Annotated in this window: 41 protein-coding genes; 4 read left to right on the top strand and 37 right to left on the bottom strand. The window is 62.7% G+C overall.

The annotated features are described in order from the left end of the window. Positions 1-753 (bottom strand): glutamate--tRNA ligase family protein (locus tag SX243_14175; protein MDY7094112.1); only part of this gene is annotated, 753 nt, incomplete at its 3' end. Between the two features lie 216 nt (positions 754-969). Between SX243_14175 and SX243_14170 the strand changes: the two genes are divergently transcribed. The 3 genes from SX243_14170 (at position 970) to SX243_14160 (ending at position 4837) form a co-directional block, all read left to right on the top strand. Beyond that, positions 970-1224, top strand: a complete 255-nt coding sequence (locus SX243_14170; GenBank protein ID MDY7094111.1) for a hypothetical protein — start codon at positions 970-972, stop codon at positions 1222-1224. A 202-nt stretch (positions 1225-1426) separates the two neighbouring features. Continuing rightward, positions 1427-2680: a class I SAM-dependent methyltransferase gene (locus tag SX243_14165; protein ID MDY7094110.1), complete on the top strand. Its 1254-nt coding sequence runs from the start codon at positions 1427-1429 to the stop codon at positions 2678-2680. A 48-nt stretch (positions 2681-2728) separates the two neighbouring features. Continuing rightward, positions 2729-4837 (top strand): sulfatase-like hydrolase/transferase, encoded by a 2109-nt coding sequence (locus SX243_14160; protein ID MDY7094109.1) that lies wholly within the window; start codon positions 2729-2731, stop codon positions 4835-4837. Here SX243_14160 and SX243_14155 read toward each other — a convergent pair. After that, entirely contained in the window at positions 4834-5904 is a 1071-nt protein-coding gene (locus tag SX243_14155) for an SGNH/GDSL hydrolase family protein (GenBank protein MDY7094108.1), read from the bottom strand. The genes SX243_14160 and SX243_14155 overlap by 4 nt on opposite strands. Positions 5905-6131: 227 nt before the next feature. Between SX243_14155 and SX243_14150 the strand changes: the two genes are divergently transcribed. Next, the gene (locus tag SX243_14150) at positions 6132-6878 is read left to right on the top strand and encodes a hypothetical protein (GenBank protein MDY7094107.1); all 747 of its coding nucleotides are present in this window, start codon (positions 6132-6134) and stop codon (positions 6876-6878) included. A gap of 19 nt (positions 6879-6897) precedes the next feature. Here the strand turns inward: SX243_14150 and SX243_14145 are convergent, their stop codons facing one another. The 35 genes from SX243_14145 to tuf all read right to left on the bottom strand — a co-directional run. After that, positions 6898-7284, bottom strand: coding sequence for a hypothetical protein (locus SX243_14145; GenBank protein ID MDY7094106.1), 387 nt, complete (start codon positions 7282-7284; stop codon positions 6898-6900). Positions 7285-8000: 716 nt separating this feature from the next. Next, entirely contained in the window at positions 8001-8684 is a 684-nt protein-coding gene (locus SX243_14140; protein MDY7094105.1) for a hypothetical protein, read from the bottom strand. A 740-nt stretch (positions 8685-9424) separates the two neighbouring features. Beyond that, a complete protein-coding gene (locus SX243_14135; protein ID MDY7094104.1) occupies positions 9425-9853 on the bottom strand; it encodes a hypothetical protein in 429 nt (142 codons plus the stop codon). A gap of 290 nt (positions 9854-10143) precedes the next feature. After that, the gene (rplQ, locus tag SX243_14130) at positions 10144-10527 is read right to left on the bottom strand and encodes a 50S ribosomal protein L17 (protein ID MDY7094103.1); all 384 of its coding nucleotides are present in this window, start codon (positions 10525-10527) and stop codon (positions 10144-10146) included. Positions 10528-10545: 18 nt separating this feature from the next. Further along, entirely contained in the window at positions 10546-11529 is a 984-nt protein-coding gene (locus tag SX243_14125; GenBank protein ID MDY7094102.1) for a DNA-directed RNA polymerase subunit alpha, read from the bottom strand. Between the two features lie 180 nt (positions 11530-11709). After that, positions 11710-12339 (bottom strand): 30S ribosomal protein S4, encoded by a 630-nt coding sequence (gene rpsD / locus SX243_14120; GenBank protein ID MDY7094101.1) that lies wholly within the window; start codon positions 12337-12339, stop codon positions 11710-11712. Between the two features lie 96 nt (positions 12340-12435). After that, positions 12436-12843: a 30S ribosomal protein S11 gene (gene rpsK / locus SX243_14115; protein ID MDY7094100.1), complete on the bottom strand. Its 408-nt coding sequence runs from the start codon at positions 12841-12843 to the stop codon at positions 12436-12438. A gap of 16 nt (positions 12844-12859) precedes the next feature. Then, the gene (gene rpsM / locus SX243_14110) at positions 12860-13240 is read right to left on the bottom strand and encodes a 30S ribosomal protein S13 (protein MDY7094099.1); all 381 of its coding nucleotides are present in this window, start codon (positions 13238-13240) and stop codon (positions 12860-12862) included. 6 nt (positions 13241-13246) lie between these two features. Further along, complete coding sequence (rpmJ, locus tag SX243_14105) at positions 13247-13360, bottom strand: 50S ribosomal protein L36 (protein MDY7094098.1); 114 nt, start codon at positions 13358-13360, stop codon at positions 13247-13249. A 30-nt stretch (positions 13361-13390) separates the two neighbouring features. Next, on the bottom strand, positions 13391-13615 hold the full coding sequence (gene infA, locus SX243_14100) for a translation initiation factor IF-1 (protein ID MDY7094097.1): 225 nt from the start codon (positions 13613-13615) through the stop codon (positions 13391-13393). Between the two features lie 25 nt (positions 13616-13640). Then, a complete protein-coding gene (map, locus tag SX243_14095) occupies positions 13641-14435 on the bottom strand; it encodes a type I methionyl aminopeptidase (protein MDY7094096.1) in 795 nt (264 codons plus the stop codon). Beyond that, on the bottom strand, positions 14432-15010 hold the full coding sequence (locus tag SX243_14090) for an adenylate kinase (protein ID MDY7094095.1): 579 nt from the start codon (positions 15008-15010) through the stop codon (positions 14432-14434). Before SX243_14090 ends, map begins: the two co-directional genes overlap by 4 nt. Further along, the gene (gene secY, locus SX243_14085) at positions 14994-16379 is read right to left on the bottom strand and encodes a preprotein translocase subunit SecY (protein MDY7094094.1); all 1386 of its coding nucleotides are present in this window, start codon (positions 16377-16379) and stop codon (positions 14994-14996) included. The genes SX243_14090 and secY overlap by 17 nt, the downstream gene beginning before the upstream one ends. Beyond that, positions 16376-16813: a 50S ribosomal protein L15 gene (gene rplO / locus SX243_14080; GenBank protein ID MDY7094093.1), complete on the bottom strand. Its 438-nt coding sequence runs from the start codon at positions 16811-16813 to the stop codon at positions 16376-16378. The genes secY and rplO overlap by 4 nt, the downstream gene beginning before the upstream one ends. Beyond that, positions 16810-16995 carry a 50S ribosomal protein L30 gene (rpmD, locus tag SX243_14075; GenBank protein MDY7094092.1) on the bottom strand — a complete coding sequence of 62 codons (186 nt, stop codon included), beginning with the start codon at positions 16993-16995 and terminating at the stop codon, positions 16810-16812. Before rpmD ends, rplO begins: the two co-directional genes overlap by 4 nt. A gap of 81 nt (positions 16996-17076) precedes the next feature. After that, positions 17077-17586 carry a 30S ribosomal protein S5 gene (gene rpsE / locus SX243_14070; protein ID MDY7094091.1) on the bottom strand — a complete coding sequence of 170 codons (510 nt, stop codon included), beginning with the start codon at positions 17584-17586 and terminating at the stop codon, positions 17077-17079. 25 nt (positions 17587-17611) lie between these two features. Next, positions 17612-17998, bottom strand: a complete 387-nt coding sequence (rplR, locus tag SX243_14065) for a 50S ribosomal protein L18 (protein MDY7094090.1) — start codon at positions 17996-17998, stop codon at positions 17612-17614. An 11-nt stretch (positions 17999-18009) separates the two neighbouring features. After that, complete coding sequence (gene rplF / locus SX243_14060) at positions 18010-18549, bottom strand: 50S ribosomal protein L6 (GenBank protein ID MDY7094089.1); 540 nt, start codon at positions 18547-18549, stop codon at positions 18010-18012. Between the two features lie 9 nt (positions 18550-18558). Continuing rightward, positions 18559-18957 (bottom strand): 30S ribosomal protein S8, encoded by a 399-nt coding sequence (gene rpsH / locus SX243_14055; GenBank protein MDY7094088.1) that lies wholly within the window; start codon positions 18955-18957, stop codon positions 18559-18561. 55 nt (positions 18958-19012) lie between these two features. Next, positions 19013-19198, bottom strand: a complete 186-nt coding sequence (locus SX243_14050) for a type Z 30S ribosomal protein S14 (GenBank protein MDY7094087.1) — start codon at positions 19196-19198, stop codon at positions 19013-19015. Positions 19199-19222: 24 nt separating this feature from the next. After that, positions 19223-19765 (bottom strand): 50S ribosomal protein L5, encoded by a 543-nt coding sequence (gene rplE / locus SX243_14045; protein MDY7094086.1) that lies wholly within the window; start codon positions 19763-19765, stop codon positions 19223-19225. Positions 19766-19818: 53 nt separating this feature from the next. Further along, a complete protein-coding gene (gene rplX / locus SX243_14040; GenBank protein MDY7094085.1) occupies positions 19819-20142 on the bottom strand; it encodes a 50S ribosomal protein L24 in 324 nt (107 codons plus the stop codon). A 9-nt stretch (positions 20143-20151) separates the two neighbouring features. Further along, complete coding sequence (gene rplN / locus SX243_14035; protein MDY7094084.1) at positions 20152-20520, bottom strand: 50S ribosomal protein L14; 369 nt, start codon at positions 20518-20520, stop codon at positions 20152-20154. A 12-nt stretch (positions 20521-20532) separates the two neighbouring features. Beyond that, complete coding sequence (gene rpsQ, locus SX243_14030) at positions 20533-20790, bottom strand: 30S ribosomal protein S17 (GenBank protein ID MDY7094083.1); 258 nt, start codon at positions 20788-20790, stop codon at positions 20533-20535. Between the two features lie 17 nt (positions 20791-20807). Further along, complete coding sequence (gene rpmC, locus SX243_14025; protein ID MDY7094082.1) at positions 20808-21011, bottom strand: 50S ribosomal protein L29; 204 nt, start codon at positions 21009-21011, stop codon at positions 20808-20810. A gap of 10 nt (positions 21012-21021) precedes the next feature. Next, positions 21022-21441 carry a 50S ribosomal protein L16 gene (gene rplP, locus SX243_14020; GenBank protein MDY7094081.1) on the bottom strand — a complete coding sequence of 140 codons (420 nt, stop codon included), beginning with the start codon at positions 21439-21441 and terminating at the stop codon, positions 21022-21024. Positions 21442-21464: 23 nt separating this feature from the next. After that, on the bottom strand, positions 21465-22118 hold the full coding sequence (rpsC, locus tag SX243_14015; protein MDY7094080.1) for a 30S ribosomal protein S3: 654 nt from the start codon (positions 22116-22118) through the stop codon (positions 21465-21467). A gap of 10 nt (positions 22119-22128) precedes the next feature. Next, positions 22129-22482, bottom strand: coding sequence for a 50S ribosomal protein L22 (gene rplV, locus SX243_14010; protein MDY7094079.1), 354 nt, complete (start codon positions 22480-22482; stop codon positions 22129-22131). 15 nt (positions 22483-22497) lie between these two features. Beyond that, complete coding sequence (rpsS, locus tag SX243_14005) at positions 22498-22782, bottom strand: 30S ribosomal protein S19 (protein MDY7094078.1); 285 nt, start codon at positions 22780-22782, stop codon at positions 22498-22500. Between the two features lie 18 nt (positions 22783-22800). Continuing rightward, positions 22801-23625, bottom strand: a complete 825-nt coding sequence (gene rplB, locus SX243_14000; GenBank protein MDY7094077.1) for a 50S ribosomal protein L2 — start codon at positions 23623-23625, stop codon at positions 22801-22803. Positions 23626-23692: 67 nt separating this feature from the next. Beyond that, positions 23693-23980 carry a 50S ribosomal protein L23 gene (gene rplW / locus SX243_13995; protein ID MDY7094076.1) on the bottom strand — a complete coding sequence of 96 codons (288 nt, stop codon included), beginning with the start codon at positions 23978-23980 and terminating at the stop codon, positions 23693-23695. Next, positions 23977-24600 carry a 50S ribosomal protein L4 gene (rplD, locus tag SX243_13990; protein ID MDY7094075.1) on the bottom strand — a complete coding sequence of 208 codons (624 nt, stop codon included), beginning with the start codon at positions 24598-24600 and terminating at the stop codon, positions 23977-23979. Before rplD ends, rplW begins: the two co-directional genes overlap by 4 nt. Positions 24601-24616: 16 nt before the next feature. Then, positions 24617-25249 (bottom strand): 50S ribosomal protein L3, encoded by a 633-nt coding sequence (gene rplC / locus SX243_13985; GenBank protein MDY7094074.1) that lies wholly within the window; start codon positions 25247-25249, stop codon positions 24617-24619. 10 nt (positions 25250-25259) lie between these two features. Then, positions 25260-25577, bottom strand: coding sequence for a 30S ribosomal protein S10 (rpsJ, locus tag SX243_13980; protein ID MDY7094073.1), 318 nt, complete (start codon positions 25575-25577; stop codon positions 25260-25262). A 37-nt stretch (positions 25578-25614) separates the two neighbouring features. Further along, the coding region (tuf, locus tag SX243_13975; GenBank protein MDY7094072.1) for an elongation factor Tu at positions 25615-25874 on the bottom strand (260 nt) is incomplete at its 5' end.

Raw genomic sequence — 25874 nt, 5'->3', positions numbered from 1 at the left:
CTCGCGGTTGTTCTCGAACTCCAGGCTGCACAGGCTGTGGGTGATGCCCTCGATGGAGTCCGAAAGGCAGTGAGCGAAGTCATACATCGGGTAGATCGTCCACTCGTCGCCGGTGCGATAGTGGTGGGCGTGGCGGATGCGGTAGATGAGCGGATCGCGCATTTTCATATTCGCCGCCGCCATATCGATCTTCGCCCGCAGCACGTGGGCGCCATCGGGGAACTCGCCCCGGCGCATGCGCTCCAACAGATCGAGGTTCTCCTCCACCGAGCGGTCCCGGTAGGGGCTTGGAGTACCCGCTTCGGTCACCGTACCCCGGGCCGCCCGCATCTCCTCCAAGCTCTGGCTGTCGACGTAGGCCTTGCCGTCCTTCACCAACTGCACCGCGAAGTCGTAAAACTGCTGGAAGTAATCCGACGCGAAGTACAGATGCTCGCCCCAGTCGAAGCCCAGCCAGTGAATGTCGCGCTGGATGGACTCGACGTACTCCATGTCCTCGGTGGTGGGATTGGTGTCGTCGAAACGCAGGTGGTAGCGCCCGCCGAACTCCTCCGCCAGCCCGTAGCTCAGGCAGATGGCCTTGGCGTGACCGATGTGCAAGTAGCCGTTGGGCTCCGGCGGAAAGCGAGTCACCACCCGCCCCTCGTATTTGCCACTCTCCAGATCCGCCGTCACCTTGTCGCGGATGAAATCGGAGCGGCCTCCCGGCACCGTCGCAACGGCATCTCCCGTGGTCTCTCCTCGCTTGCTCATCCCGGATATCCTCGATTCGACCTGTCCATCCAACAATTTGCCACCCTCGGCCTCGGTGCCGAGTTAGGCTGTGTTCACGAGCTTCTCAGACTAACGGAAAAGGGAGGCCTGGAAAAGGCTCGCCCCCCTCGCACCTTGGCAAGCCTCGAAGCCCCTTGGTAAGCTCTGAAGTTCAGCCGATACCCGAGCCCCACCCACCTTGAGAGGTGTCGCCTCATGCCTACCCGAGACCCTGCCCGTCGTCGGCTCTCACCGAGCTTCCTCGTGGTCGTCGCCGGCCTGTGGCTGTTGACCGCTGCATGGCCGGCCTACGCCTACCTCGATCCCGCTTCCGGCAGCATGTTCCTGCAGCTGCTCCTCGGCGGCATTGCCGGAGCCGCTCTCTTCTTCAAGCTCGTCTGGCACCGGATCCGGGACTTTTTCCGCCCCGGTACCCGCCGGGAACAGGCGCAGGAGCAGGCTCCTGACTGAGCCCACCTCCGCTGCGGCCCCTGAGCCTGATCCAGCTGGCATCGACGGAAGGTTCGATCCAGGCTCGTTCCGCGATCCCAGCAACCGCGTCCTGCGCCACGACGATGCGGTCTATCGACTTCTCGACGCCACTGCTCTCGAGTCTTGGCGCGCCTTTGCAGCCTCGGAGCTCTTCGCCCGGGCGAACCAGGACGGGCGCCTCGTGGAGACTCGAGAGGTGCCGCTGAGCGAGCTGCCGTTCGAGTTCAAAGCCGAGCGCTGGAAAGGGGCCCTCGAGCACCGGCTCCTACCGTGGATCTCCTATCCCTACGAGTGGAGCTTCGGCATGTTGCGGGACGCTGCGCTGCTGCAGCTGGAGCTCCTCCACGAAGCCTTGGAAGCGGGTTTTTCCCTCAAGGATGCCAGTCCCTACAACATCCAATGGCTGGGGGTGCAGCCTTGCTTCATCGATGTCGGCTCCTTCGAACCCTGGAAAGAGGGGGACGTCTGGGTCGGCTATCGCCAGTTCTGCCAGCTCTTCCTCTTCCCGCTCTGGCTGCGGGCGTACAAGGACTTTCCCTTCCAGGGCCTGCTGCGCTCCAACCTCCAGGGCATCTCACCGGCGGAGATCATCGCCCTCATGTCCTGGCGGGATCGGCTGCGTCCCGGGGTGATGATCCACGGCTGGCTGCAGGCGCGGATGATTCGGCGCTTCGCCCACACCCACCGCGACGTCCAAGGCGAGCTGCGCAGCACGGGCTTCAAGCGCGAGATGATCCAGGCCAACGTCGCTCGCCTCCGCCGGCAGGTGGAGCGGCTGCGCTGGCGCGCCGGCGGCTCCCCATGGGCCGACTACGCCGAGGAGTGTAGCTATGCGGAGCAGGAGCGGCGGGAGAAGGAAGGCTTCGTCGACGGGGTGCTGGAGCGCCGCCGCTGGCGCAGCGTGTGGGATCTGGGCTGCAACACCGGTGCTTTCTCGGAGATCGCCGCCCGCCACGCCGATCTGGTGGTGGCTCTGGATGGTGACGAGCTGGCCATCGAGCGCTTCTACCAGAAACTCCGGCAGCGGGGCTCCGGCACCATCGTGCCGCTGGTGATGGACCTCTCCCAACCCTCCCCCGCCCTCGGCTGGCGCGGCCGGGAGCGGGCGGCGCTGGACCAGCGAGGCCAACAATCCCAGGGCAAGCCGGAGGCGATCCTCTGCCTGGCGCTGGTGCACCACCTGGCCATCACCGCATCGATCCCCCTGGCGGAGATCTTGGAATGGCTGCGGGACCTAAGGGGCGAGCTGATCATCGAATTCCCACACCGCGAGGATCCCATGGTGCAGACGCTGCTGAGGCCCAAGATCGAACCCCACGACGCCTACCATCGGCAGAGCTTCGAATCCCAGCTGGAGCAGCGGTTCGAAATCGCGGAGACAAAGACCCTCACCGGCGGAACCCGCACTCTCTACCACGCCCGGCCCCGAGGCTGAGGCACCGCACGAGCCTCTCACCGGCCGCCGTATCGCGGCAAACTCCGCATGGCCTACTCCCCAAAGCGCCCGGCTCCCCAGCGCCTACCCTCCCCGAGGCTCGACCTGTTCCGGTTTTCTATCCACCTGTTCACCGTCTACTCACTGGCGGTGGCCCAACCGCTCTTCTCGGTTCTCGCCCAGCATCCCGAGTTCTTCGTCGTCCGTGGCCTCCACGGGACCAAGCTCCTCCTCCTCGCCATCGTCTTGATGGTGCTGCCACCACTCCCTTCGATCCTCCTGCGCATCGCCGCCCAGGAGCTCCCCCGCCGGCCCCAGCGGTGGGTCGAGGGCCTGCTCCTCGCCATCCCCCTCGTCGCGCTGCTCCTCTTCGCCTTCGGCGACGAAACTCGCGCTGCCCTGCCGGGGCCGATCCTGCCAGCTCTCGCCGCCCTCCTCGCCGGAGGTCTCGCCTATCTCTATCTGGAATTCGAGGAGGTCCGCAGCTTCCTCTCCTTCCTCTCCATCAGCCTCTTGGTGCTGCCGGCCTATTTCCTCATCGGCAATCCGGCGCTCCGCGCCCCGGCGGCCGCGGACTCCGAGTGGGTGAAAGCGGGGGCGGAAGCCGAGCCCATCGAAGACCATCCCGTCATCGTGATCCTCTTCGACGAGCTCTCGCTACAGAGCCTCCTCGATGCCGATCAGCGCATCGATGCTCAGCGCTTTCCCGGCTTTGCGGCCCTCGCCGAGATCAGCAGCTGGTACCGCAACACCACGGCGGTGGCCGCCCGCACCGAGGTGGCGGTGCCGGCGCTGCTCTCCGGACGCTACCCCGACCCCGACGCCCTGCCGACTCCAGAGGGCTATCCCCAAACCCTCCTCTCCTTCCTGGAAGGCAGCCATCGGCGGGTGGTCAGCGAGATCTTCACCTCCCTCTGCCCCGTGGGCTGTGAGGATCCGACCCGCGTCTACCGCGATGATGGCTGGGGAATCCTGCTGGAAGACCTGGGCATCGTTTACCTGCATTTGATCCTGCCCCAGCCCTACGCCCAATCCCTACCTCCCATCGACCAGGATTGGCTGCGTTTCGGGGGCGGCGCTGGGCGTTCCGTCGGCGACCATCCCACCCAGTTTCGCGCCTTCCTCGACACCCTCGGGCCGCAGAGCTCCCGTACCTTCTACTTCAACCACAGCCACCTGCCCCATCGACCCTACGAATTCACCGCCAGCGGTCTCGACTACCAGCGGGTTACCCCGGTGCTCCAGCTCCGACGCCAGGACTATGGCGGGCGCATGGAGTACGTCTACCGCCGCTACCTGGTGCAGTTGCTGCTGGTCGACCGGCTGATCACCGAGATGCTCGAGCACCTGCGCCGCACCGGCGTGCTCGATCAAGCCCTGTTGGTGGTCACCGCCGACCATGGGCTGCGCTATCTGGAAATGGATGAGATCACCGGCGAGGAGCGCCTCTCTCTGGCCGAGTGGGTTCTCGTCCCCCTATTTGTCAAACGGCCGGGGCAGCAGGAGGGTGAAGTGGTCGACCGGCCTGCCTCTTCCCTGGACGTCGTACCCACCGTTCTCGAGGAGTTGGGGGTGCTGGATTCCGTGCGGCAAGCCGGGCGCTGGAAGCTCCAGGGAATTCCCCTTTCACAGCTGCCGGAGACCCGCAACCGCAAGGCCCTGGACGACGATCGATGGATCGAGCTGCCGGACAGCCTCGACGACGAGCTGGAGACGGTGTTGACCTGGAAGCTCGCCACCTTTGGCAGCGGCGCCGAGCCCCATGCGCTGCACCGCAAGGCAGCACCCCGGGCTCACCTCATCGGCAGGCCTTTGAGCTCAGCGCTCGCAGTCACCGACAAGGCCACTGGGGAGGACCGAGTGATTCTCGACGGCGCCGACGGAGACCAGCGCACTCTCTTTTTCGATCCCGCTTCCGGAACGATTCCCCTATTGGTCCGGGGAGCTGTCTTTACCCCGAAGGACGATGCGGCGTCGCGCACCCTGGCGGTGGCCGTCGACGGCTTCATCGAGGCCACCGTCCGCTCCTATGTCTACGAAGCAGGGCATCAGCGCTTCTCGGTGCTGCTACCGGAATCGGCTCTGCCCTCGGGGGAGCATCGACTGGAGGTTGTGGTTCTTGGCGCGGAAACTGAAGGGATCGATGAAGCCGGCTAATCCAGCGGGGCCAACTCTTGTGGCTCCGGCTCGAGCTCCATTGGCGGCTTTGGTGGGCAGCGGCGCTGCCAGGCGTCTCCCAGCTTCGCCACCAGGGCCTCAGCCATAGCCGCTGCCATTCGCCGATGCCCCTCCGGGTTGGGGTGAACTCGGTCGAGAAAATAAGCGTGCCGCGGCTCCGGCAAATCGGCGAAGCGGGCGGGAAGATCGACGGTAACCACGCCGTGCTCCTCCGCCAGCTGGCGCAGCAGAGCCTCGTGGCGATGAAAGCGACGGTACCACGGCACCACTATCACAGGGGTGATTCCCCGCTCCCGGCAGAGCCCCAAAGCCCGGCCGAAGAGCTCCCGGCGATCCTCCGCCGGCACTCGCACCAGGCTACGATCCACCTTGACCCGCGGTGCCGGCTCCGCGGCGCCGCTCACCACCAACATCCAGCGATAGAGATTGCTGTGCTCCGCTAGCGCCTCTGACGCCCGCACCGGCCAGCGCTGCCGCCGCTCGAAGATCTCCCGATCCGTCAGCCGCGCCCCCTCGGCCTCGGCGCCGGCGTCGCGCATGGCGCGATAGCTGACCTTGAGAAAGTCGTTGTAGCCGAAATAGAAGAGCACGAGATCCGGATCGAGCTCCAGCCCCCGATGCTCCAAATAGGTCACGCCCTGGAAGAGCGAGTATCCCGGTACGCCGGCGTTGATCACGCGCACGATCCGTCCCGGAGGCGCGCAGCGGCCCAACTCTTGCTGCAGGACTGCCGAATAGCTCTCCTCGTAGGCGACCTTGGCGCCGAAGGTCGTGGACTCCCCCAGCGAGAGGATCCGCAACTCCCCCGACTCCTTCGCCCCGACTTCCGGTCCCCGCAGCCCCAGAGCATTGACCTGCTCGATCTCCTCCCCCCGATACCCCGGCTGCAGGGCCCAAAAGAGCAGCGGATCATAGACCCGCGACTCCCGCCACTCCGGATTCGACTCCGAAATCAGAGGATCCGGCAGCTCGGCGCGGCCGGGAAGCCAGGAGAGAGCTTCAAGGAGGAGAAGGGTCAGCAGCAACACCACGGAGGCAAAGACCACCCTCTTTGCAATGCCGATTCTCACCGAGATGAATCACCCTTCCAAACAGCTAGGCATCCACGGGCTGTAAGACCGCAGAGCACGAATTCCGGAAGGCCTGAGTTTACTACTCGGAGGAAGAGGAGAGGAGCATCGGCACCAGACCACAACTGCTAAGATGCTCAGAAGCAACCAGAAACCGCAGCAGTGAGAGAAGACCTGCCTCCGGAGATCAGAGGAGATCTGCAATGCCCGACGAGAAATCTCCCGAAAGCCCGCCCAGCGGGGAGGTACCCGCGGATCCGAGGGAAGTTGGAGCCGCCGCCAGCCCTCCTGTCGAAGGGCCGGGAGGATCACCTACCGCAGCGAAGCCCTCGGAGGCTCCCTCTACAGCAGGCCAGGCCCCAACAGAAGGAGCCTACGGGAAGAGCTCCGTCCCTCTGGGGGAAACCAAACCCTGCATCCTCTGCAAGAAGCCGATCCCGAAAGACGCAAGAGTTTGCACCCATTGCGACCGGAGACAGTCCCGTTGGCTCCGGCACCTGCCGACGCTTCAAAGTCTGGCGACCCTGCTCCTGGCAGGAATAGCCGTGGTCACGTTTGCCTACAGCACCTACGACCGGCTTGATAAGAGAATCAAAGTAACTGAAGGAGAGTCGTGGACTCGTGCAGGTACGATTCACCGAGCCGTGTTCTTCTCGAACCCTCTCAAGCAGGAGGGCTACCTAGTTCGAGCAACGCTGTTCTTCGAAGACGGGAAAGGGAAAGTACATGAGTTTCCGCTGCTTGCGACCGAGCAGGAGATCGATATCTGGAAGCTCCCCGGAGAGGAGCAGAAGCGAATCGAGTTCGCCTTCGAGGCCGAAAAGCACCCAGAGATCCCAAAGGACACGCCATTGACCGCTACGAGGTTGGAGATCGCGCTGGTCAATGGAGCGTCAAAGGTCCAGACCAAGACAGTCTTCGTAGGAACCAGACAGGAAGTCCAGTTCTAAGCCGTCGCCCGTGTGTGTCCTACCTGGCGAGCCGTAGCTGGCCATGCTCCGACAGAATCCGGATCGCTAGGCCGATCGGCACCTGTTTCATAGTGAGGCTCAAGCGCTGTCCAGGAACGTTCGGATAGAACTCCAAGTCGACACCCAAAGCGCTCGACAACAAATCCGACAAATGAGCCCCCGTCACGTTGCGAGCCTCGACGTGAATCTCTCCTCCACTGGCCAGGCCTGCACCACCTCGTTGCCCCAGGAGTCCGATGATCCGGTTCACGGAAAGCGCCTCGGAGAGTCCGAAGACTTCTTGATTCGCTTCATTCGGGATAAAAGCTAGCGGCGAGCCAAGCTCATTCCCAGCCATAAAGGCCAGGTCGCCTGCGGTCCCCTCGGTCATGCTCAGCTCGACCATTTGGTCTGAGATTTCTCCTACGGGCGCCCCCGTAGCTGCAATGCTCTGAGGCTCGTTGCCAATCCCCCCCACGAGCCCGGGCGGGTCATTCCTCGGCCCCTTGTGGCTGACGCATTCCGCCTCGCAAAGATCGCCGCCGCAGAAGCTCCAGCACCCGAACTCACAAGAGACGCTTACGCTACAGCTGCCACTGGGAGAGCTACAGCTACAGCTATCTCCCCAAACAGGCATAGAAACAACCAATCCAAAGACAAGCATCGCAGTTACGTTGACAAATCGCATGAGATTTCTCCGTTGCACATCGTTCAATGCATTTCAAAAGTTATCCCCGAATTTCACCCACGGTACAGCAAAGCCCAAGAGCGTCCCTCTCTTCAGACGACTCACGCACAAAATATCGAGGAGACGAAGAGGAAAGCTCTGCGGCCCTATTAGCTGCGGGCAAGAGAACGCTTAGCCGAAAGTTGCCCTAAGACTAGGCCAGAATGCCTTATATCGCAAGTAAGAATTAGGCATTCACTAGCGATAAGGCAGGCACCCAAAAGCAGAATTAGCCTCCGGCTGGTCGCTAAGCTGATCGAAGCCGGAGATCCTCTGAGACAGTTGGTGAGACCTGTTGAGCTACAAGGGGTTCTAGGATCCCTCGCTGTTCTAGCGTAAGAGCAAAAGGGGAGGTGTCAACACCTCCGCATGCTCGCCTCGCTCTGCAGTTCTCTCTAGTGAGAGGCAGAAAACTGAACCTGGCCTTTCTCGGCGAGAGCTGCCAGCACACCTTCGATGGGCGCACCCTTGATGTCGAGGTTGATCGCTCGGGTTGCATTCTCCGGCACGAACTCTACCGCCAGCCCCAAGCTCTCGGTGAGCAAGTCGGAAACCTGGCTCGCCGACAGATTGTTCGCTACCAGGTGGATCTTTCCGCCGCTGGCGATGCCCACCCCGCCGCGAGTACCAAGAAGCCTGATGACCTCTCCTGCGGGTAGATTCTTCGCGTCGATGGTCACCAGCTCATCGCTGTCCTGAGTGGTGAAAGACACCTGGGCGCCGAGCTCCGAACTGAGGTACGCAGCGACGTCCCCACTTCTGGCCGTGTCAAATTGCAGCGTCACCGACTGGTAGCGTAGATCAGAGGGTTGCGGGCCCTGGAAGGCTGGGCCGGTACGAAGTCCCTGAGGGCCGAAGGTCGTGCCGCCGGCGGTCAGGTCCTCGGCATCCTTCACACAACGAGAGATGCAGCTAGTCTCGTAGCAGTACGCATAACACCCGTCCGCATCGCAGCTGTTGCTAGTCTCGCAGCTGTTGTTTGGAGCTTTGCACGAGCAGGCCTCTGCTGAAACGGAAAGAGTACCGAAAAGGGCGAAGAAGACTACGCCGCAGAAAATGACAAGAGATTGAGGTTTCATGCTTTGTTCTCCATGAATTGGGTAGAGCCAGCAACTAGCTTTGCGAGAAGTTTCGGGTCTGGGTCAACCGGCCAAGAAGCCCACACGGGGCGCTGCCGGCTATGGAAATATTCACAGGAGCCAGTGGAAGTCGAGAGAGAGAGCCGAGAGGAGGAAGATGCTGCCGGGGGGAGGAGGGGAGGCTTTCGGGGGGAGCGAAGGGGGCGGTGAAGGCTCGGTAACGTTGGCTTGGGCCAGTACTCCGTCTGCTCTGTCCTCGCGGGTCTTTCACGAGGGACCACAGCTCTTGATGAGTTGTACTGGTGGTCGAGTCGAAAAAGCTGGTGACAGAGTGGGCGGGGCGGGTAGCCGAGGCGTTGAGTCTGGGATGAGCAGTGTCCATTTTCAGGTCGTCTCGGCCGGTTCTCAATCTACGATGAGATCTGTAAAGAGTCCGTACTCAATGGCTCCAAAAGAAGAAGCAGCTAGATAGCAGCCAGCAGCTCGACAGCGATGAGGCTCTTCCAGCACTTGAGGTTCCTCTTCTCCTACCCAATGCCCGGGGGGGACACTACTCGTGAAGATGGCGTTAATTGTAGAGCAAGTTGATTCTCTTAGTCTACCGCAGACTAGCCCGTTCTCGGTGAAATCGCGAAAAAAGTCTCCAAAATCAGCTCGAAATAGCCTCAAAGCGCGCAAAACACTCTCTTGAGGAGCAAGAAACGTGCTTCGTGAACCCGGGTGCCACTTCAGGCCTACGGTCAGGCATCGAGGGTGATACTGCCGAAGCGACGACCGAGAACCTCCAGGGCACGATCCATCGGCACCCTCTTGAGCTCGAAGGTGGCTCGTTGCACCTCGCTCTCATCGGACATAGACACCGTGGCGCCGAGCAAGGGGGTCAAGGCCCCTGAGAGCTGACCAGCATCGATATCCTCAGCGCGCAAGAAGATCTGGCCGTTGGAGGCGACTCCAGCGGCCCCCCGCTGGGAGAGCACTTCCAGCAGCTCCGCAGCGGCGATCTCTTTGAAGTCCACCGAAATCTTCTGAGGACCGTCTCGAAGAATCACCGCGACCGGCGCGCCCAGCTGATCGGACAGCATCTCAGCGAGAGTCTCGGCGCTGATCTCCTCCGCACTCACGGTGATGGTCTGCGCTAGCAACTCTTCGAGCGGACGCTCTTCGGCCACCTTGCTATCGGTCGGCACCTCGAGGCCGGACGCTCGAGTGTTGAGCTGACATCCTGTGACCAGCAAAGCCAACACCGAGAGTCCAGCGCACGCCAGGCGAAGCCCTGCCCTGCTGCGCCTTGCGAGACTCAGCATCATAGGAAGCCTTCCCAGGGTTGCACCCTCGGAGAACGTTCCTGACGAGGAAGACACGGGCCCGCAGCTCTCCAAACTCCGAGCGTGCGGGCCTGAGGCCTCCTTACAGGAGATCCGTCCGCCTTCCCACCAATCTGAGGAGAACATGACAGCTCCTACTCGCCCGCTGCCTCAGCCTGGAACTCGTAGTCGACGAATTCGAGGATCGCCATCTCGGCGGCATCGCCTTGGCGAGGGCCGAGCTTGATGATCCGCAGGTAGCCGCCGTCGCGGTCCTTGAACCGCGGGCTGATGTCGTCAAAGAGCTTGCTCACGTGGTCCCGGTTGGGGAGCCACTTGCGCACCTGACGGCGAGCATGGACGGTGTCCTGCCGGCCGCGGGTGATCAGCTTCTCGGCGACGGGGCGCAGATCCTTGGCCTTGGCCAGGGTAGTGGTGATGCGCTCATGCTCCAACAGCGCGGCCAGCTGGTTGCGGAACATGGCGATGCGGTGCTGGGACGTACGCCCCAGCTTGCGGCCTTTAATTGCGTGACGCATGGCGGTCTTCTCCCTCGATCAGGCAGCCGGGGTCTTTGGGCTATCCGGCACGTCCATGCCGAATTGCAGCCCGAGCTTGCCCAGCAGCTCCTGGAGCTCTTCCAGCGACTTCTTGCCGAAGTTCTTCGTTTCCAGCATCTCCTTCTCGGTCTTGCGGACCAAGTCCCGGAGATTCGCGATGTTGGCGTTCTTCAGACAGTTCGCCGAGCGAACCGAAAGGTCGAGCTCGTCGATGGGCTTGGCGAGCAACTCGTCAAGGGCTGCCATCTCCTGGCTCTTGGTGTCTGGACGCTCTTCGCGCAGGCTTTCCTCGGCCTCGATGAACATGCCCAGGTGGCCCTTGAGGATCACGGCGCCCAGAGAGACCGCCTCCACCGGGGTGACGGTGCCGTTGGTCCAGACCTCGAGGATCAGCCGCTCGTAGTCGGTGGTCCGGCCCAGACGGGCGGCCTCGACGCGGTAGTTGACCCGACGGACGGGGCTGTGAGTGGAGTCGGTGGGAATCCATCCGATGCCCATGCTCTCGTCGAAGTTGCGGTCGGCGCTCACGTAGCCGCGACCGCTCTTAACCTGCGCCCGCAGCTTGAGGTGACCTTCCTCGTTGAGGGTGGCGATGTGGACGTCGGGGTCGATGACCTCGATCTCCGGACCACCGGCAAAGTCGCCGGCGGTGACCTCGCCCGGCCCCTGCACGTCGATGCTCAAGATCTTGGGCTCGTCACTGTGCAGGCGGATGGGGATCTGCTTGAGATTGAGAACGATGTCGGTGACGTCCTCGACCACACCGGGCATGGCGGAGAACTCGTGGAGCACTCCTTCAATCTGCACCGCGCTGATGGCAGCGCCCTCGATGGAAGCGAGGAGGCTGCGACGCAGGGCGTTGCCGATGGTCGTACCAAAGCCCCGCTCGAACGGCTGAGCGATGAACTTGCCGTAGGAGTCGGTGAGGCTATCGTGATCTATTTCCAAGCGCTTCGGGCGCTGAAAATCTTTCCAGAGCATAGGGTCTCCTTACACTATCTGTCCGTTCGATCCGGCTTCTCTGCACCTCGAAAAACTTCGTTCCGAGAGGTGCGAGAAGCCCGCCGGCCCCTGGCACTGCTTCCAGGAGACTTGCCGGCGAGCCATCCCCCAACGGGGAGCGACGGACGAAATTTGCCTGACCGAAACAGCTCGACTGACTTATCGACTGTAGAGCTCGACGATGAGCTGCTCCTGAATCGGCAGCTTGATGTCCTCGCGGGTGGGCAGACAAACCACCTTGCCCGCAAAACTCTCGGCGTCGAGGTCCAACCATTCCGGCACGCCGCGACCGCGAGCGGTCTCGACGCTGGCACGGATGAATTCGTTCTTGCGGCTTGCTTCGCGGATCTGGATGGTGTCCTCAGCCCGCACCTGGTAGGAGGGGATGGTCACCTTGCGACCGTTCACCAGAACGTGGCCGTGGCGCACGAACTGGCGGGCCTGGGCGCGGGAAGCCGCGAAGCCCAAGCTGTAAACGGTGTTGTCCAGACGCCGCTCGAGCATCACCAGCAGGTTCTCGCCGGTGATCCCCTTCTGCCGGTCCGCCTGATGGAAGTACAGGCGGAACTGGCGTTCGAGCACGCCGTAGATGCGCTTGACCTTCTGCTTCTCACGAAGCTGGAGGCCATAGCCTTGGATGCGGCGTCCGCGGCGGGTACCGTGCTGCCCCGGAGGATAGTTCCGCCGCTCGATCGCACACTTCTCCTTGAAGCAACGATCGCCCTTCAGAAATAGCTTCATCCGCTCCCGCCGGCAGAGCCGGCAGACGGGTCCCGTATATCGTGCCACTGTCTTCTCTCCTTCAACGACGCGGCGGGATACCGGCGCTCGAGGCGCCCGATGCCGCATTCGTTCGCTTGCTCATCCGAACACTCTTGGCGCGGATCAGACCCGCCGCCGCTTGCGCGGCCGGCAGCCGTTATGGGGGATCGGGGTGACGTCGCGGATGGACTTGATCTCCAGGCCGGTGGACTGCAGGGCCCGCACCGCGGACTCGCGTCCGGCGCCAGGTCCCTTGACCAGGACGTCGACGGTGCGCACTCCCAGGTCCCGGACCGCCTGTCCGACGTTCTGTCCGGCCATCTGGGCCGCGAAGGGGGTGCCCTTGCGTGAGCCCTTGAAGCCGATCCGTCCTGCGGACGACCACGCCAGAGCGTTGCCCTCCGCGTCGGAGATCGAGATCAGGGTGTTGTTGAAGGTCGCCTGGATGTGCGCCACACCGTGGGGCACATTGCGCTTTTCCTTCCGCTTGCCGCCCTTGCGGTCTTTCTTCTTTGCTGCAGCCTTGGCCATTTGCTAATTCCCCGCCTTATTTCCTAACCTTCTTCTTACCGGCCACCGTCATGCGCTTGGGTCCCTTGCGGGTCCGGGCATTGGTGTGGGTGCGCTGACCGTGCACCGGTAGATTCTTGCGATGACGCACGCCCCGGTAGCACCCGATTTCCATCAGGCGCTTGACGTTCTGACTGCGCTCCTTGCGCAGATCGCCCTCGACGGTCACTTCATCCTGGATCACTTTCCGGATGCGGCGGGTTTCATCCTCGGTGAGATCTTTCACCTTGGTGACCTCTTCCACTCCGGCCTTGTTCAGAATCTGCCGCGAGCTCGAGGCGCCGATGCCGTAAATGTAGGTCAAACCGACCCAAACCTGCTTGTGTTGGGGCAAATCCACCCCTGCAATGCGTGCCATAGTGCCTTACCCCTGACGCTGCTTATGCTTCGGATTGTCACAGATGATGCGCACCACACCCTTGCGGCGCACTACCTTGCATTTGGCGCACATTCGTTTCACAGACGCACGTACTTTCATGGCTTCTTCCCTCTAGCCGCTCCGCGGCCCTCAGGACCGGAGTCGATAAATGATCCGGCCGCGGTTGAGATCATAGGGCGACAGCTCGACGAGCACCTTGTCACCCGGGAGAATCCGGATGAAGTGCTTGCGCATCTTGCCCGAGATGTGAGCCAAAACCTGATGGCCGTTCTCGAGCTCCACTTTGAACATCGCGTTGGGTAGTGGATCGACCACTACCGCCTCGACCTCGATCGCTTCTTCTTTCTTGGACAAACCGTCTATTCCTTCCGTCTCTGCCTCAAGCGGCCCCTGAAGACTGAGACCGTGCAGATTGAGCTCCCACCGCCGGCGAGACCCCGAGTATCCGAGCACCGGCCGGGGTAACCGCGACCGAGAACTCGAAATGCGCGGACAACTGGCCATCCGCCGTACGGGCGGTCCAGCCATCTGCATCCATCTTGACTCCGGGCGTGCCGGCATTCACCATCGGCTCGATGGCGAGCACCATGCCCGGACGTAGCTTCGGGCCCCGACCGGGCCTGCCGAAGTTGGGAATCTGCGGCTCCTCGTGCAGCGAGGTTCCCACCCCGTGCCCGACGAAGTCCCGAACCACCGAGAACCCCTGGCTCTCGACATAGCTTTGCACCGCATGACCGATATCCGACAGCCGAGCTCCGGGCTCCACCTGCGCAATGGCGCGCTGCAGAGACTCGCGGGTCGCGTTCAACAGCCTGCGGCCTTCCTGCGAGACCTCGCCAACGGCGAAGGTGCGCGCAGCATCCCCGTAGTATCCCTTATAAAGGACGCCACAGTCTATACCTAAGATATCACCATTCTTCAAAGGCTCGTCGTTGGGAATGCCGTGGACGATGACATCATTGAGGGCGGTGCACAGGGTGGCCGGAAACCCACGGTAGTTGAGGAAGCCCGGCACCGCTCCGGCGGCGCGAATCATCGCCTCCGCCTCGCGGTCCAGCTCCTTGGTGGTGACACCGGGAGCCACGGTTTCCTCGATGAAATCGAGCACGCGATGGACGATGGCGTTGGCCTCGTCCATCAGGTCGATCTCACCCTGGGTCTTGAGCACGGTCATGACAGTACCGAACGGAGCTCCGCAGTCACGGCTTCGATGCTCTGGTCGCCGTCGACCCGACGCAACAAGCCCGCCGCTTCGTAATGGCCCACCAGCGGTTCGGTCTTTTCGCGATAGACCCGCAACCGCTCGCGGATGACTTCTTCCTTGTCGTCGTCGCGCCCCCGGGCCAGAGCCCGCTTCACTAACTCGTCCTCGTCGACGGTGATCAGAGCCACCGCGTCCAGGCTCTCCTGCAGCCTCTCGAGGATGCCGCCTAGAGTGCGCGCCTGACCGAGGTTTCGAGGATAGCCGTCGAGCAGAAAGCCCTTCTGGGCGTCCTCCTGCTGCAGGCGCTCCGTGACCACGTCGGCCATGGTTTCATCATCTACCAGTGCGCCGGAGTTCATGATCTCCTGCACCCGCTGACCGAGGTTGGAGCCCCGCTCCACCGCCTGCCGCAGCATGTCGCCGGTGGAGATGGCGGGCACGCCCATGGCTTCTGCCAGGAACGCCGCCTGCGTGCCTTTACCGGCTCCCGGAGGTCCCAGTAGGACGACCCGGGAGACGGCGAGGCGATTATCCGCGTCGGCCACGGATCCGTCCCTTCTTCATGAACCCTTCGTAGTTGCGCATCACCAGCTGGCTTTCCACCTGCTGCATGAAGTCCATGGCAACACCGACGACGATCAGCAGCGAGGTGCCGCCGAAGTAGAAGTTGATCCCCATGCCGCTGGTCACCCAGCCGGGAAGGGCCGCATCCAGCTCCGGCCCGATGAAGGGCAGGCTGGCGACCTTGACGCCGCCGAGCAGGAAGTCCGGAAGAATCGACACCAGCGCCAGGTAGAGCGAGCCCACCAGGGTCAAGCGGGTGAGGATACGGTCCAGATAGTCGGAGGTGCGCCGCCCCGGGCGAATGCCCGGAATGAATCCGCCGTACTTGCGCATATTCTCGGCCACATCCTGGGGATTGAAGATGATCGAGACGTAGAAGTACGAGAACAGGATGATGGCCGCGAAGTAGAGCACGTAGTAGAGCGGCTGCCCCCAGGAAATCGCGGTGACGATGTCCTGCACCCAGGCGTTGTTGATCGCCTGACCGATGGTGGTGGGCACCATCACCACCGAGCTGGCGAAGATCACGGGGATCACGCCGCCGGTGTTGATGCGCAACGGCAGGTAGGTGCTCTGACCACCGTAGACCTTACGGCCCACCACGCGCTTGGCGTATTGCACCGGGATCCGGCGCTGGCCGCGTTCCATGTAGACGATGAACGCGACTACCGCGAGCATGAAGACGCTCAGCAGGATGATGGCGAAGAGCGCCATCTGACCGGTCTGGACCTTCGAGATGGTGTCGAAGATGGCAGGCACGAGGCCTACCACAATGCCGGCGAAGATGATCAAGGAGATACCGTTGCCAATACCCCGCTCACTGATCTGCTCACCGAGCCACATGACGAAGGCACAGCCGGTGGTCAAGGTGATCACCGTCGTGAGGGTGAAGCCGATGCCCGGATTGGGCACCAGGGCGGCGCCGGCGGGAGTGGTGGTCTTGGCCAGGAACACCGCGATGGCGGTGGACTGAATGGCGGAGATGAGGATCGTCCCGTAGCGAGTGTACTGGGTGATCTTCTTGCGCCCGGCCTCGCCTTCTTTGGAGAGCTTCTCCAGGTAGGGGACCACCACCGTCAGCAGCTGCAGAATAATCGAGGCGGTGATGTAGGGCATGATGCCCAAGGCGAACACCGCCACGCGGCTGAGGCTGCCACCGGTGAAATTGTTGACGAAGTCGAGCAGACCGCCGCGACTGGCTTCCATGAACTCCGCCAGAGCATGGGGATCAACGCCGGGGGTAGGAATGAAACAACCCACCCGATACACCGCGAGCATAGCGAAGGTGAAAATCAACCGTCGCCGCAGCTCCGGGATGGCGAAGATATTGCGAATGCTCTCGACGATCACGACGACAGCTCCTCGCAGCTACCTCCAGCCGCTTCGATTTTGGCCCGAGCCGACTTGCTGAACTTCTGCGCCTGCACCTTGAGGGCCTTGGAGATCTCGCCGTTGCCGAGGATCTTGACCGGGGCGCCACGGCGCACAAGGCCAGCCTCGAGCAGCTGCTCCAGGGTCACCTCGTCGTCAAAGCGCTCCAGCTGATCGACGTTGACCACGCTGTACTCGGTACGAAAGATGTTGTTGAACCCGCGCTTGGGCACCCGGCGAATCAACGGCATCTGACCGCCTTCGAAGCCGAGGCGGCGGCTGTAGCCACTACGGCTCTTCTGCCCCTTGTGGCCTCGGCCGGCGGTCTTGCCCAGGCCAGAGCCCGGGCCACGACCGATGCGTTTCTTCTTGCGGGTACTACCCTTCGCCGGAGAGAGCTCGTGAAGTTTCATGACTGCTCCTCAACCACCTCGACCAGATGGGGAATCTTGGACACCATGCCGCGCACGGCGGGCATGTCCTGCCGTTCGACGACGTGGTGCATTCGCCGCAGCCCGAGGCTGCGGAGAACCTCGCGCTGCTTGCGCGGGTATCCGATGGCGCTGCGCACCTGGCGTATCTTGATCGTTTTCATCTCGCGTTCGTCTCCAGTCTACGGTAGCCCGACTCGTTCGGGCCCTCCTTGGGCCAAGCCCTCTGCGGACTCAGGCTCTCCTCAGGCTACGCTCTCGTCCGCCGACTCCTCGTCCAGTCCCCGCAGGGCCCGCACCTGAGCCTCGGACCGTAGGTCCAACAGCGCCGCGAAGGTCGCCTTGACGACATTCTGCGGGTTGGTGGTTCCCAGGGACTTGGTCAGGATGTCCGAAATGCCGGCGACCTCCATGACCGCCCGTACCGGTCCTCCGGCGATAACGCCGGTACCGGGGGAGGCGGGCTTGAGCAACACACGGCCGGCGCTGAAGATTCCCAGCACCTCGTGGGGGATGGTTCCATCCACCATTGGGATCTTGACCATGTTGCGTCGGGCGGCGTCGATTCCCTTGCGAATCGCCATGGGAACCTCCCGCGCCTTGCCGGAACCGTACCCCACCTTGCCCTGACCATCACCAATGACCACCAGAGCGGAGAAGGAGAAGTTCTTACCGCCCTTGACCACCTTGGTCACGCGGTTGATGTTCACTACCTGCTCGATGAGATCGCTGTCGCGCTTGAAGTCCCTAGCCACCTAACTCTCCTTTATCAACCGGGCCTTAAAATTCTAGGCCCTGCTCGCGGGCACCTTCGGCGACCTCGCGGATCTTGCCGTGGTAGACGAAGCCGCCCCGGTCGAAGACGACGGCGCTGACGCCCTTGTCCTTCGCTCGGCTGGCAACCAGCTCGCCGACCTTGCGGGCGGCGGCGCTGCTGCCGGTGGAACCCTCGAGCCCCTTCTTGACCTCGTCCTCGCGGGAGTTGGCCTGAGCGACGGTCACACCCTGGGCATCGTCGATGATCTGGGCATAGACGTAGTTCAGGCTCTTGTATACGGCCAGCCGCGGCCGTTCCGCAGTGCCCTTGATGCGCCCGCGCACCCGCAGATGGGCCCGCCGCCGCCGGCGGTGCTTGCCCCTGTTCTTCTTCCGCTGATACTCGCTCATCTGCGTCTCCGTTACTTGCCGCCGGCCTTGCCGACCTTGCGGCGCAGAATCTCGTCGGTGTATTTGATGCCCTTGCCCTTGTAGGGGTCCGGGCGACGCAGCCCGCGGATCTCCGCCGCCACCTGCCCGACCTTCTGACGATCGGCACCGGTGATGGTGACCCGGTTCTGCTTGTCGATCTCGATATCGATCCCCTCGGGGATCGCGAAGATCACCGGATGGGAGTATCCGAGGGCGAAGTGGACCTCGCGGCCCTTGACCTCACCGCGGTATCCGACGCCGGTGATATCGAGGCTCTTGGAGAAGCCCTTGCTGACCCCCTCGACGGCGTTCGCCAGAAGAGAGCGCATCAGGCCGTGCATGGAGCGGGCGGTGGGGGTCTCGGCAGAGCGAGCCACCGTCACCACGCCGTCCTTGAGCTCCACGGTCACACCGTCGAGGATGCTCTGCTCGATCGAGCCCTTGGGCCCTTCTACCTTGAACAGATTTCCGTCGATCTGGACCTTGGCCCCCTGGGGCACTTCGATCGGCTGTTTTCCAATTCGAGACATTGCTCTCTCCTACCAGATCTCGCAGAGCACTTCGCCACCGAGGCTGCGAGCCCGTGCTTCGCTATCGGACAGCAGGCCCTGAGAGGTGGAGACGATGCCCAAACCCAGGCCGTTGCGCACCGGACGAATGGAGTCCGCACCGCGGTACACCCGACGCCCGGGCTTGCTGACGCGGCCCAGATAGGTGATCGCCGGGGTTCCGTGCTGGTCGTACCTGAGGAAGATACGCAGCACACCGACGGGGCTTCCCTCGAGCAAGCGGAAGTTACGGATGTACCCTTCCTGCTTGAGCAGCTTGCAGATCTCGACCTTGATCCGGGACGTCGGAACGTCCAGACGGTCGTGCTTCGCCATGTGGGCGTTGCGGATGCGGGTCAAAAGATCCGCAATTGGATCAGTCATACTCATCTTCGATCTCCTCGCCAGACGTTTTGGCCACCCTGATAGGTCCCAGCGGGGACGACTACCAGCTCGCCTTGATTACGCCCGGTAGGTATCCCTGGAGCGCCAAGTTCCGGAAACAGATACGACACAGGCCAAACTTGCGCATATATGCACGCCCGCGCCCACACCTGCGGCAGCGATTGCGCTGACGCACCTTGAACTTTGGCGTCTTCCTCATCTTCGCCATCTTTGCAGCCGTCGCCACGGAGTTCCTCCTTCGCTGTCTTTCCTAGTTCCGCCGGAACGGCATGCCGAGCTCACGCAGCATGAACTGAGCGCGCTCGTCGTTGCCCGCGGTGGTCACGATAGTGATGTTCATTCCCTTGGGCTTGTCGACCTTGCTGTAGTCGATCTCCGGGAAGATCAGGTGATCCTGCACGCCCAGGGTGTAGTTTCCGCGTCCGTCGAAGCTCTTGGTGGGGATTCCCCGGAAATCTCGCACTCGGGGAAGAGCCACCGAGATCAGCCGGTCGAGGAACTCCCACATGCGCTGGCGCCGCAGGGTCACGCGGGTACCGATGGCCATGCCCTCGCGCAGCTTGAAGGCCGCGATGGACTTCTTGGCACGGGTGATGGTGGGCCGCTGACCGGCGATGGCCGTCAGCTCTTCCACCGCGTCGTCCAGAAGCTTGGCGTTCTGAATCGCCTCGCCCAGCCCCATATTGAGGGACACCTGGACCACCCGTGGCACCGCCATGGGATTCTCGATGGAGAACTCCTCCATCATCTTCGGCACCACTTCCTCGACGTAGCGTTGGCGTAGCCGCGGCAGGTAACCGTTGCCGTCGCCGGCCTGTTCTTTCTTCTTTGCCATGATCGAGAACCTCAGTCGAGAACCGTGCCGGTTTTCTTGGCGAACCGCACGGACTTTCCATCGTCCTGGCGCTTGCGTCCGACCCGCGTCGGGACGTTGCTTTCCGGGTCAAGCACCATCAGATTCGAAATGTGTAGCGGCGCCTCGCGCTCCACGATCCCGCCCTGCACTTGCTTGTTGGGGTTGGGGCGCGTGTGGCGCTTGATCTTGTTCACGCCTTCGACGATGGCCCGGCCTTCCGCCGGCAGGACCCGCAGAACGCGGCCTTCCGCGCCCTTGTCCTTACCTGCGATGACCCTCACCTGGTCGTCTTTCTTGATGTGCGTCTTCGGCATGTCCAGCTCCTAAATGACTTCCGGGGCGAGGGAGACGATCTTCATGAAGCGGCGCTCGCGCAGCTCCCGGGCCACCGGCCCGAAGACTCGAGTCCCCACCGGCTCGCCGGTCTCGTTGACCAGCACCGCCGAGTTGGTGTCGAAACGAATGTAGCTGCCATCCCGCCGGCGCTGCTCTTTGACGGTGCGCACGATCACCGCTTGGACCACCTGGCCCTTCTTCACCGTGCCATCCGGCGCGGCTTCCTTCACCGAAGCGGTGATGACGTCTCCGAGCCGCCCATAGCGGCCGGTGGATCCTCCCCGCAGGTGAATGCAGGCGATCTTCTTGGCGCCGGAATTGTCGGCGACGTCGAGAACGGTTCCCATCTGAATCATGGTCGTCTACCTCTACTCGGCGCGCTTGAGAATCTCTTGGACGCGCCAGCGCTTGGTCTTCGACAGCGGACGGCTCGAAGTGATGGAGACCGTATCGCCGACGTTGCACTGGTTCTGCTCGTCATGGGCGGCGAATCTCTTGGTCCGCTTGACGTAGCGATGGTAGAGCGGGTGCATGTAGGTCTTGTTCACCAACACCACCACGGTCTTATCCATGGCGCTGCTGACCACTACGCCGGTCTTGACCTGGCGTGCCCCGCGGGGTTGCATCTGATTCTCTTCCATGGTCACGATCTCCCAGCCTCGCGTTGCATCTCGTTGAGCACCGTCAGCACGCGAGCCAGCTCCCGCTTGGCATCCCGCACCTTGGAGGGCTTCTCGAGCTGGCCGGTCACCTTCTGCACCCGCAGGGCGAACAGCTGTTCCGCGAGCTCCGTCTCTTTCGAGCGCAGCTCGTCTTCGGTCATTTGGCGTAGCTCTTCCGTCTTCATGGCTTCCCTCTTACCGAACTTCCTGATGGCGCATCACGAAGCGCGTCTTGATGGCCAATTTGTGCGAGGCAAGGCGCATAGCTTCCTGTGCGAGCTCCGGGGACACGCCCTCCAGCTCGTAGAGGATGCGGGCCGGCTTGACCTTCGCAACCCACTCCTCCGGATTGCCCTTACCCTTACCCATTCGAGTTTCCAGCGGCTTCTTGGTGACGGGCTTGTCCGGGAAGATTCGAATCCACACTTTGCCACCACGCTTGATGTGACGGGTGATGGCGATACGAGCGGCCTCGATCTGGCGGGCGGTCACGTAGCCCGGCTCCAGAGCTTGCAGGGCGTAATCACCGAAGGCGATGGTGTCGCCCCCCTTGGCCCGGCCCCTCATCCGACCGCGCTGTTGCTTGCGGTACTTGACCTTCTTTGGCATCAACATGGTTGTTTACCTCTCGAGGGTTGTCAGGCGGAAGCCCGGCGGCGGGACTTCTCCCGCAGCAAGTCGCCCTTGTAGACCCAGACCTTGACACCGATGACGCCATAAGTCGTATGCGCTTCGGCGAAGCCGTAGTCGATATCTGCTTTCAAGGTGTGGAGCGGCAGTCGGCCGTCCTGATACCACTCGGTTCGTGCGATCTCGGAGCCGCCGAGGCGACCGGAGACCATGATCTTCACGCCCTTGGCGCCGAAGCGGAAGGCGGACTCCATGGCCTTCTTCATCGCCCGCCGGAAGGAAACCCGGCGGATCAGCTGACCGGCGATGGACTCGGAAACCAGCTGAGCGTCGAGCTCCGGACGCTGGATCTCCTGGATGTTGATGTGGACCTCACGCCCCATCTGCTTCTGCAGATCGTCGCGCAGCCGGTCCACCTCGGCGCCCTTGCGGCCGATGATGATGCCGGGCCGCGAGGTGTAAATCGTCACGCGCAGCTTGTCCGCCGCCCGCTCGATGTCGATCTCGCTGACTCCGGCGTGACCGAGCCGCTGCTTGAGCTGCTTGCGCAGCGCCAGGTCGGCCTGGAGGATGTCGGCATAGTCGCTCTCGGCGTACCACCGTGAGTGCCATCCCTTGTTGTAAACCAGACGAAACCCGTATGGATGCGTTTTTTGACCCACCGTACTCTCCTCAGGACTCCGCGCTGCCCGTGCGGGTATCCAACTTGATCGTGACGTGGCTTTGCCGCTTCAGAATACGGAAGGCTCGTCCCATCGGCTGGGGGCGTAGACGCTTGAGCGTCGGCCCACCGTCGACGAAGATCTCCCGCACGTAGAGCTCGTCCACGTCTACCTGGTCGTCGCGATTCTCAGCGTTGGCGACCGCTGACTTGAGCAGCTTCTCCATGTGCCGGGCCGCGGATTTCTTCGATAGCTGCAGGATGTTCGACGCCTCTTGGACGTCCTTGCCCCGGATCAGGTCGGCGACCAGCCGGACCTTCTGAGGCGATGCCTGCAGGTAACGCAATTTAGCCGTAAACTCCATGATTCTCCCCTCGCCTCAGCGGGCTCGGCCGCCCTTCTCTTTCCGGCCGGAATGGCTCCGGAAGGTGCGGGTCATGGCGAACTCGCCAAGCTTGTGGCCGACCATATTCTCGCTGACGTACACGGGAATGAACTTCATCCCGTTGTGCACGGCGATGGTGTGACCGACCATCTCGGGAACGATCGTCGAGCGGCGAGACCAAGTCTTGATAACTCGTTTCTGTCCGCTGTCGTTCATCGCATCCACCTTGTTCACGAGGTGGTCGTCGATGAAAAAGCCTTTTTTCAGTGAGCGCGCCATAATGGATCTCCGTCCCTATTACTTTCGCCGACGACGCACGATCATTCCGTCGGTGCGCTTGTTGTTACGAGTCTTGTACCCCTTGGTCGGCTTACCCCACGGAGTGGTGGGATGGCGACCGCCGGAGGAGCGGCCTTCGCCGCCTCCCATGGGGTGGTCCACAGGATTCATGGTCACGCCGCGGTTGTGAGGGCGACGCCCCTGCCAACGCTTGCGACCAGCCTTACCGAGGGAGACGTTCTCGTGCTCGACGTTGCCCACCTGCCCCACCGTGGCGTAGCAGTTGACGTGCACTCTCCGAACCTCGCCGGAGGGCAGACGAACCTGAGCGTAGGCGCCCTCTTTCGCCATCAGCTGGGCACCGGCGCCGGCGCTCCGCACCATCTGGCCGCCCTTGCCCATCTTGAGCTCGATGTTGTGAATCACCGTACCCAGCGGAATCCGAGCCAACGGCAGCGCGTTGCCGACGTTGATCTCCGCATCCTCACCGGCGGCGACGGTAGCGCCCACCTCGAGCCCCTTGGGCCACAGGATGTAACGCTTCTCGCCATCGGCGTAGGCCAGCAGGGCGATGCGAGCCGAGCGGTTGGGATCGTACTCGACGGAGACCACCTTGGCAGGAACGCCATGCTTGTCCCGCTTGAAGTCGATCACGCGATACCGGCGCTTGTGACCACCGCCGCGGAACCAAATGGTGGTCCGCCCCTTGTTGTTACGACCGCCGCTGCCCTTTTTGCCCTTGGTCAGGGGCTTGTGGGGCTTGTCGGTGGTCACCTCGTCAAAGGTGGAGACCGTCTGAAAGCGGCTGGCCGGGTTGGTCGGCTTGTGCTGTCGAATGCCCATGGTTGCTATTCCCTCGCGTCTATCTTCACGCCCTCACGTTGGGGCGATGTCCTTCAGCGCCTATGAATCAGAGGCTGTCGAAGAATTCGATCGGTTTTTCCCCGTCCGCCAGACGAACGTAGGCTTTCTTCCAATCGGCTCGTCGGCCCTCGAACCGCCCCTGACGACGCACCTTGCCGTGCATCTTGACGATCCGCACTTCGGCAACGCGGCGCTTGAACTGATGCTCCACCGCCTGCTTGACCATGATTTTGTTGGCACCGGGCGCCACCTCGAAGGCGAAGATGTTGCTCTCGCCAAAGGCCGTGGCCTTCTCGGTGATCAGCGGCCGGCGGAGGACTTCCTGAGTTCTCATTTGCTGAGCACCTCCACGAGCTTCTCCAGCGCGGACTCGCTGACCACGATGTGCGGGCGATCGACGACGTCGTAGACGTTCACCGCCAGCGCGTCGACGGTCTTGAGCAACGGGTTGTTGCGCGCCGCGAGCAGGAGATTGTGATTGTCGTGATGATCCACCACCAGCGCCTTCTGGTCGATGCCGAGGCTGCCCAGGGCCTGGACCAGGTCACGAGTCTTGTGGCTCTCCAGCTCGAGGCTCTCGAGGACCACCAGACCCTCTTCGGCGAGCTTGCGGGACAGCGCGGACTTGAGGGCGTTGCGCTTCTCGCGCACCGACATACCCTTGCTGTAGCTCCGCGGCTGCGGTCCGTGAACGGTGCCGCCCTTGCGCCACAGAGGACTGCGAATGCTGCCCATGCGCGCACGACCGGTGCCCTTCTGACGCCACAGCTTACGGCCGGAGCCCTGGACTTCGTCGCGGGTCTTGACCTTGTGGGTACCGCGCCGCTGATCCGCCAGCACCGCCTGCACCGCGAGGTGAATGAGGTGCTCCTTGTAGGGGTAGGAGAACACCGCCTCCGGCAGCTCGAGCTGCTTGACCTCTTCGTTCTTGAGATTCTTTACCGGGATCTTCATGATCTCGACCCTCTTCCTAACCGCGCTTGGAGCGCTGGAGCGCCACGTAGCTGTTGTTGGCACCCGGCACGGCACCGCGCAGATAGACCAGGTTCTTCTCTTCGTCGACCTTGACCACCAGCAGGTTCTTCACCGTCACGCGGGTGTTGCCCATCTGACCGGGAAGGCGCTTGCCCTTGATCACGCGGGAGGGCCAGGCGGACTGACCGATGGAGCCCGGAGCACGGTGGAACATCGAACCGTGGGTAGCCCGGCCACCGCCGAATCCGTAGCGCTTGACCACGCCCTGGAAGCCCTTACCCTTGCTGGTGCCGATGACGTCGACGTACTGATCCGGCTCCAGGATCGAGACCTTGATCTCGTCCCCGGGCTGGGGATCTTCGTCACCGTCGACGGGAAACTCCATCAGACGGCGCATGGGAGGCGCACCGGCCTTGTCCAGATGCCCCCGACGCGGCTGATTCAGCTTGCGCGGCGCGGGCTGCTCCACCAGACCGATCTGGACCGCTTCGTAGCCATCCACCTCTTCGGTCTTGCGTTGCACGACCAGACAGGGGCCCGCTTCCACCACGGTCACCGGAACGATCTTGCCGTCCTCAGCGAACAGCTGAGTCATCCCCAGCTTTTTGCCCAGAATTCCGTTCATCAGAATACCTCGTTTACTTACCGAACGCCTTGATCTCGACGTCCACGCCGGCGGGAAGCTCCAGCTTCATCAGCGCGTCGACGGTCTGGCTGGTGGGCTCGAAAATGTCCAGCAGCCGCTTGTGAGTTCGCACCTCGAACTGCTCCCGAGACTTCTTGTCCACATGAGGCGACCGATTGACGGTGTACCTCGAGATGTGGGTCGGCAGCGGAATCGGGCCGACAACTCTGGCGCCGGTACGGCGGGCGGTGTCGACGATCTCGTGTGCCGACGAATCGAGCACCCGGTAGTCGTACGCCTTCAGGCGAATGCGGATCTTTTCGTTGACCATGGTCAGTCGTTCCCTTCAGCAACCGGTGACACCGGTCTTACTCGATGATCTCCGTCACGGTGCCGGCGCCCACGGTCCGGCCACCCTCGCGGATCGCGAACCGAACGCCCTTCTCCATCGCGATGGGAGCGATCAACGTCACCTCCAGGTTCACGTTGTCACCCGGCATCACCATCTCCACGTCCGCCGGAAGATCCGCCGAACCCGTCACATCCGTCGTACGGAAGTAGAACTGAGGACGGTACCCCTTGAAGAACGGAGTGTGGCGGCCACCCTCCTCCTTCGTCAGGATGTACA

The sequence above is a fragment of the Acidobacteriota bacterium genome (genome assembly GCA_034211275.1).
Classification (GTDB): domain Bacteria; phylum Acidobacteriota; class Thermoanaerobaculia; order Multivoradales; family JAHZIX01; genus JAGQSE01.
This window is presented reverse-complemented; position numbering and strand designations above follow the sequence as displayed.

Bases quoted from the DNA above. Each gene is read 5' to 3' on its own strand.
- SX243_14170 (MDY7094111.1), top strand. From the start codon at position 970: ATGCCTACCCGAGACCCTGCCCGTCGTCGGCTCTCACCGAGCTTCCTC.
- SX243_14160 (MDY7094109.1), top strand. From the start codon at position 2,729: ATGGCCTACTCCCCAAAGCGCCCGGCTCCCCAGCGCCTACCCTCCCCG.
- SX243_14150 (MDY7094107.1), top strand. From the start codon at position 6,132: ATGCCCGACGAGAAATCTCCCGAAAGCCCGCCCAGCGGGGAGGTACCC.
- SX243_14145 (MDY7094106.1), bottom strand. From the start codon at position 7,284: ATGGTCGAGCTGAGCATGACCGAGGGGACCGCAGGCGACCTGGCCTTT.
- SX243_14140 (MDY7094105.1), bottom strand. From the start codon at position 8,684: ATGAAACCTCAATCTCTTGTCATTTTCTGCGGCGTAGTCTTCTTCGCC.
- rplQ (MDY7094103.1), bottom strand. From the start codon at position 10,527: ATGCGTCACGCAATTAAAGGCCGCAAGCTGGGGCGTACGTCCCAGCAC.
- SX243_14125 (MDY7094102.1), bottom strand. From the start codon at position 11,529: ATGCTCTGGAAAGATTTTCAGCGCCCGAAGCGCTTGGAAATAGATCAC.
- rpsK (MDY7094100.1), bottom strand. From the start codon at position 12,843: ATGGCCAAGGCTGCAGCAAAGAAGAAAGACCGCAAGGGCGGCAAGCGG.
- rpsM (MDY7094099.1), bottom strand. From the start codon at position 13,240: ATGGCACGCATTGCAGGGGTGGATTTGCCCCAACACAAGCAGGTTTGG.
- rpmJ (MDY7094098.1), bottom strand. From the start codon at position 13,360: ATGAAAGTACGTGCGTCTGTGAAACGAATGTGCGCCAAATGCAAGGTA.
- map (MDY7094096.1), bottom strand. From the start codon at position 14,435: ATGACCGTGCTCAAGACCCAGGGTGAGATCGACCTGATGGACGAGGCC.
- rplO (MDY7094093.1), bottom strand. From the start codon at position 16,813: ATGAAACTTCACGAGCTCTCTCCGGCGAAGGGTAGTACCCGCAAGAAG.
- rpmD (MDY7094092.1), bottom strand. From the start codon at position 16,995: ATGAAAACGATCAAGATACGCCAGGTGCGCAGCGCCATCGGATACCCG.
- rplR (MDY7094090.1), bottom strand. From the start codon at position 17,998: ATGAGCGAGTATCAGCGGAAGAAGAACAGGGGCAAGCACCGCCGGCGG.
- rplF (MDY7094089.1), bottom strand. From the start codon at position 18,549: ATGTCTCGAATTGGAAAACAGCCGATCGAAGTGCCCCAGGGGGCCAAG.
- rpsH (MDY7094088.1), bottom strand. From the start codon at position 18,957: ATGAGTATGACTGATCCAATTGCGGATCTTTTGACCCGCATCCGCAAC.
- rplX (MDY7094085.1), bottom strand. From the start codon at position 20,142: ATGCCGAAGACGCACATCAAGAAAGACGACCAGGTGAGGGTCATCGCA.
- rplN (MDY7094084.1), bottom strand. From the start codon at position 20,520: ATGATTCAGATGGGAACCGTTCTCGACGTCGCCGACAATTCCGGCGCC.
- rpsQ (MDY7094083.1), bottom strand. From the start codon at position 20,790: ATGCAACCCCGCGGGGCACGCCAGGTCAAGACCGGCGTAGTGGTCAGC.
- rpmC (MDY7094082.1), bottom strand. From the start codon at position 21,011: ATGAAGACGGAAGAGCTACGCCAAATGACCGAAGACGAGCTGCGCTCG.
- rplP (MDY7094081.1), bottom strand. From the start codon at position 21,441: ATGTTGATGCCAAAGAAGGTCAAGTACCGCAAGCAACAGCGCGGTCGG.
- rplV (MDY7094079.1), bottom strand. From the start codon at position 22,482: ATGGAGTTTACGGCTAAATTGCGTTACCTGCAGGCATCGCCTCAGAAG.
- rpsS (MDY7094078.1), bottom strand. From the start codon at position 22,782: ATGGCGCGCTCACTGAAAAAAGGCTTTTTCATCGACGACCACCTCGTG.
- rplB (MDY7094077.1), bottom strand. From the start codon at position 23,625: ATGGGCATTCGACAGCACAAGCCGACCAACCCGGCCAGCCGCTTTCAG.
- rplW (MDY7094076.1), bottom strand. From the start codon at position 23,980: ATGAGAACTCAGGAAGTCCTCCGCCGGCCGCTGATCACCGAGAAGGCC.
- rplD (MDY7094075.1), bottom strand. From the start codon at position 24,600: ATGAAGATCCCGGTAAAGAATCTCAAGAACGAAGAGGTCAAGCAGCTC.
- rpsJ (MDY7094073.1), bottom strand. From the start codon at position 25,577: ATGGTCAACGAAAAGATCCGCATTCGCCTGAAGGCGTACGACTACCGG.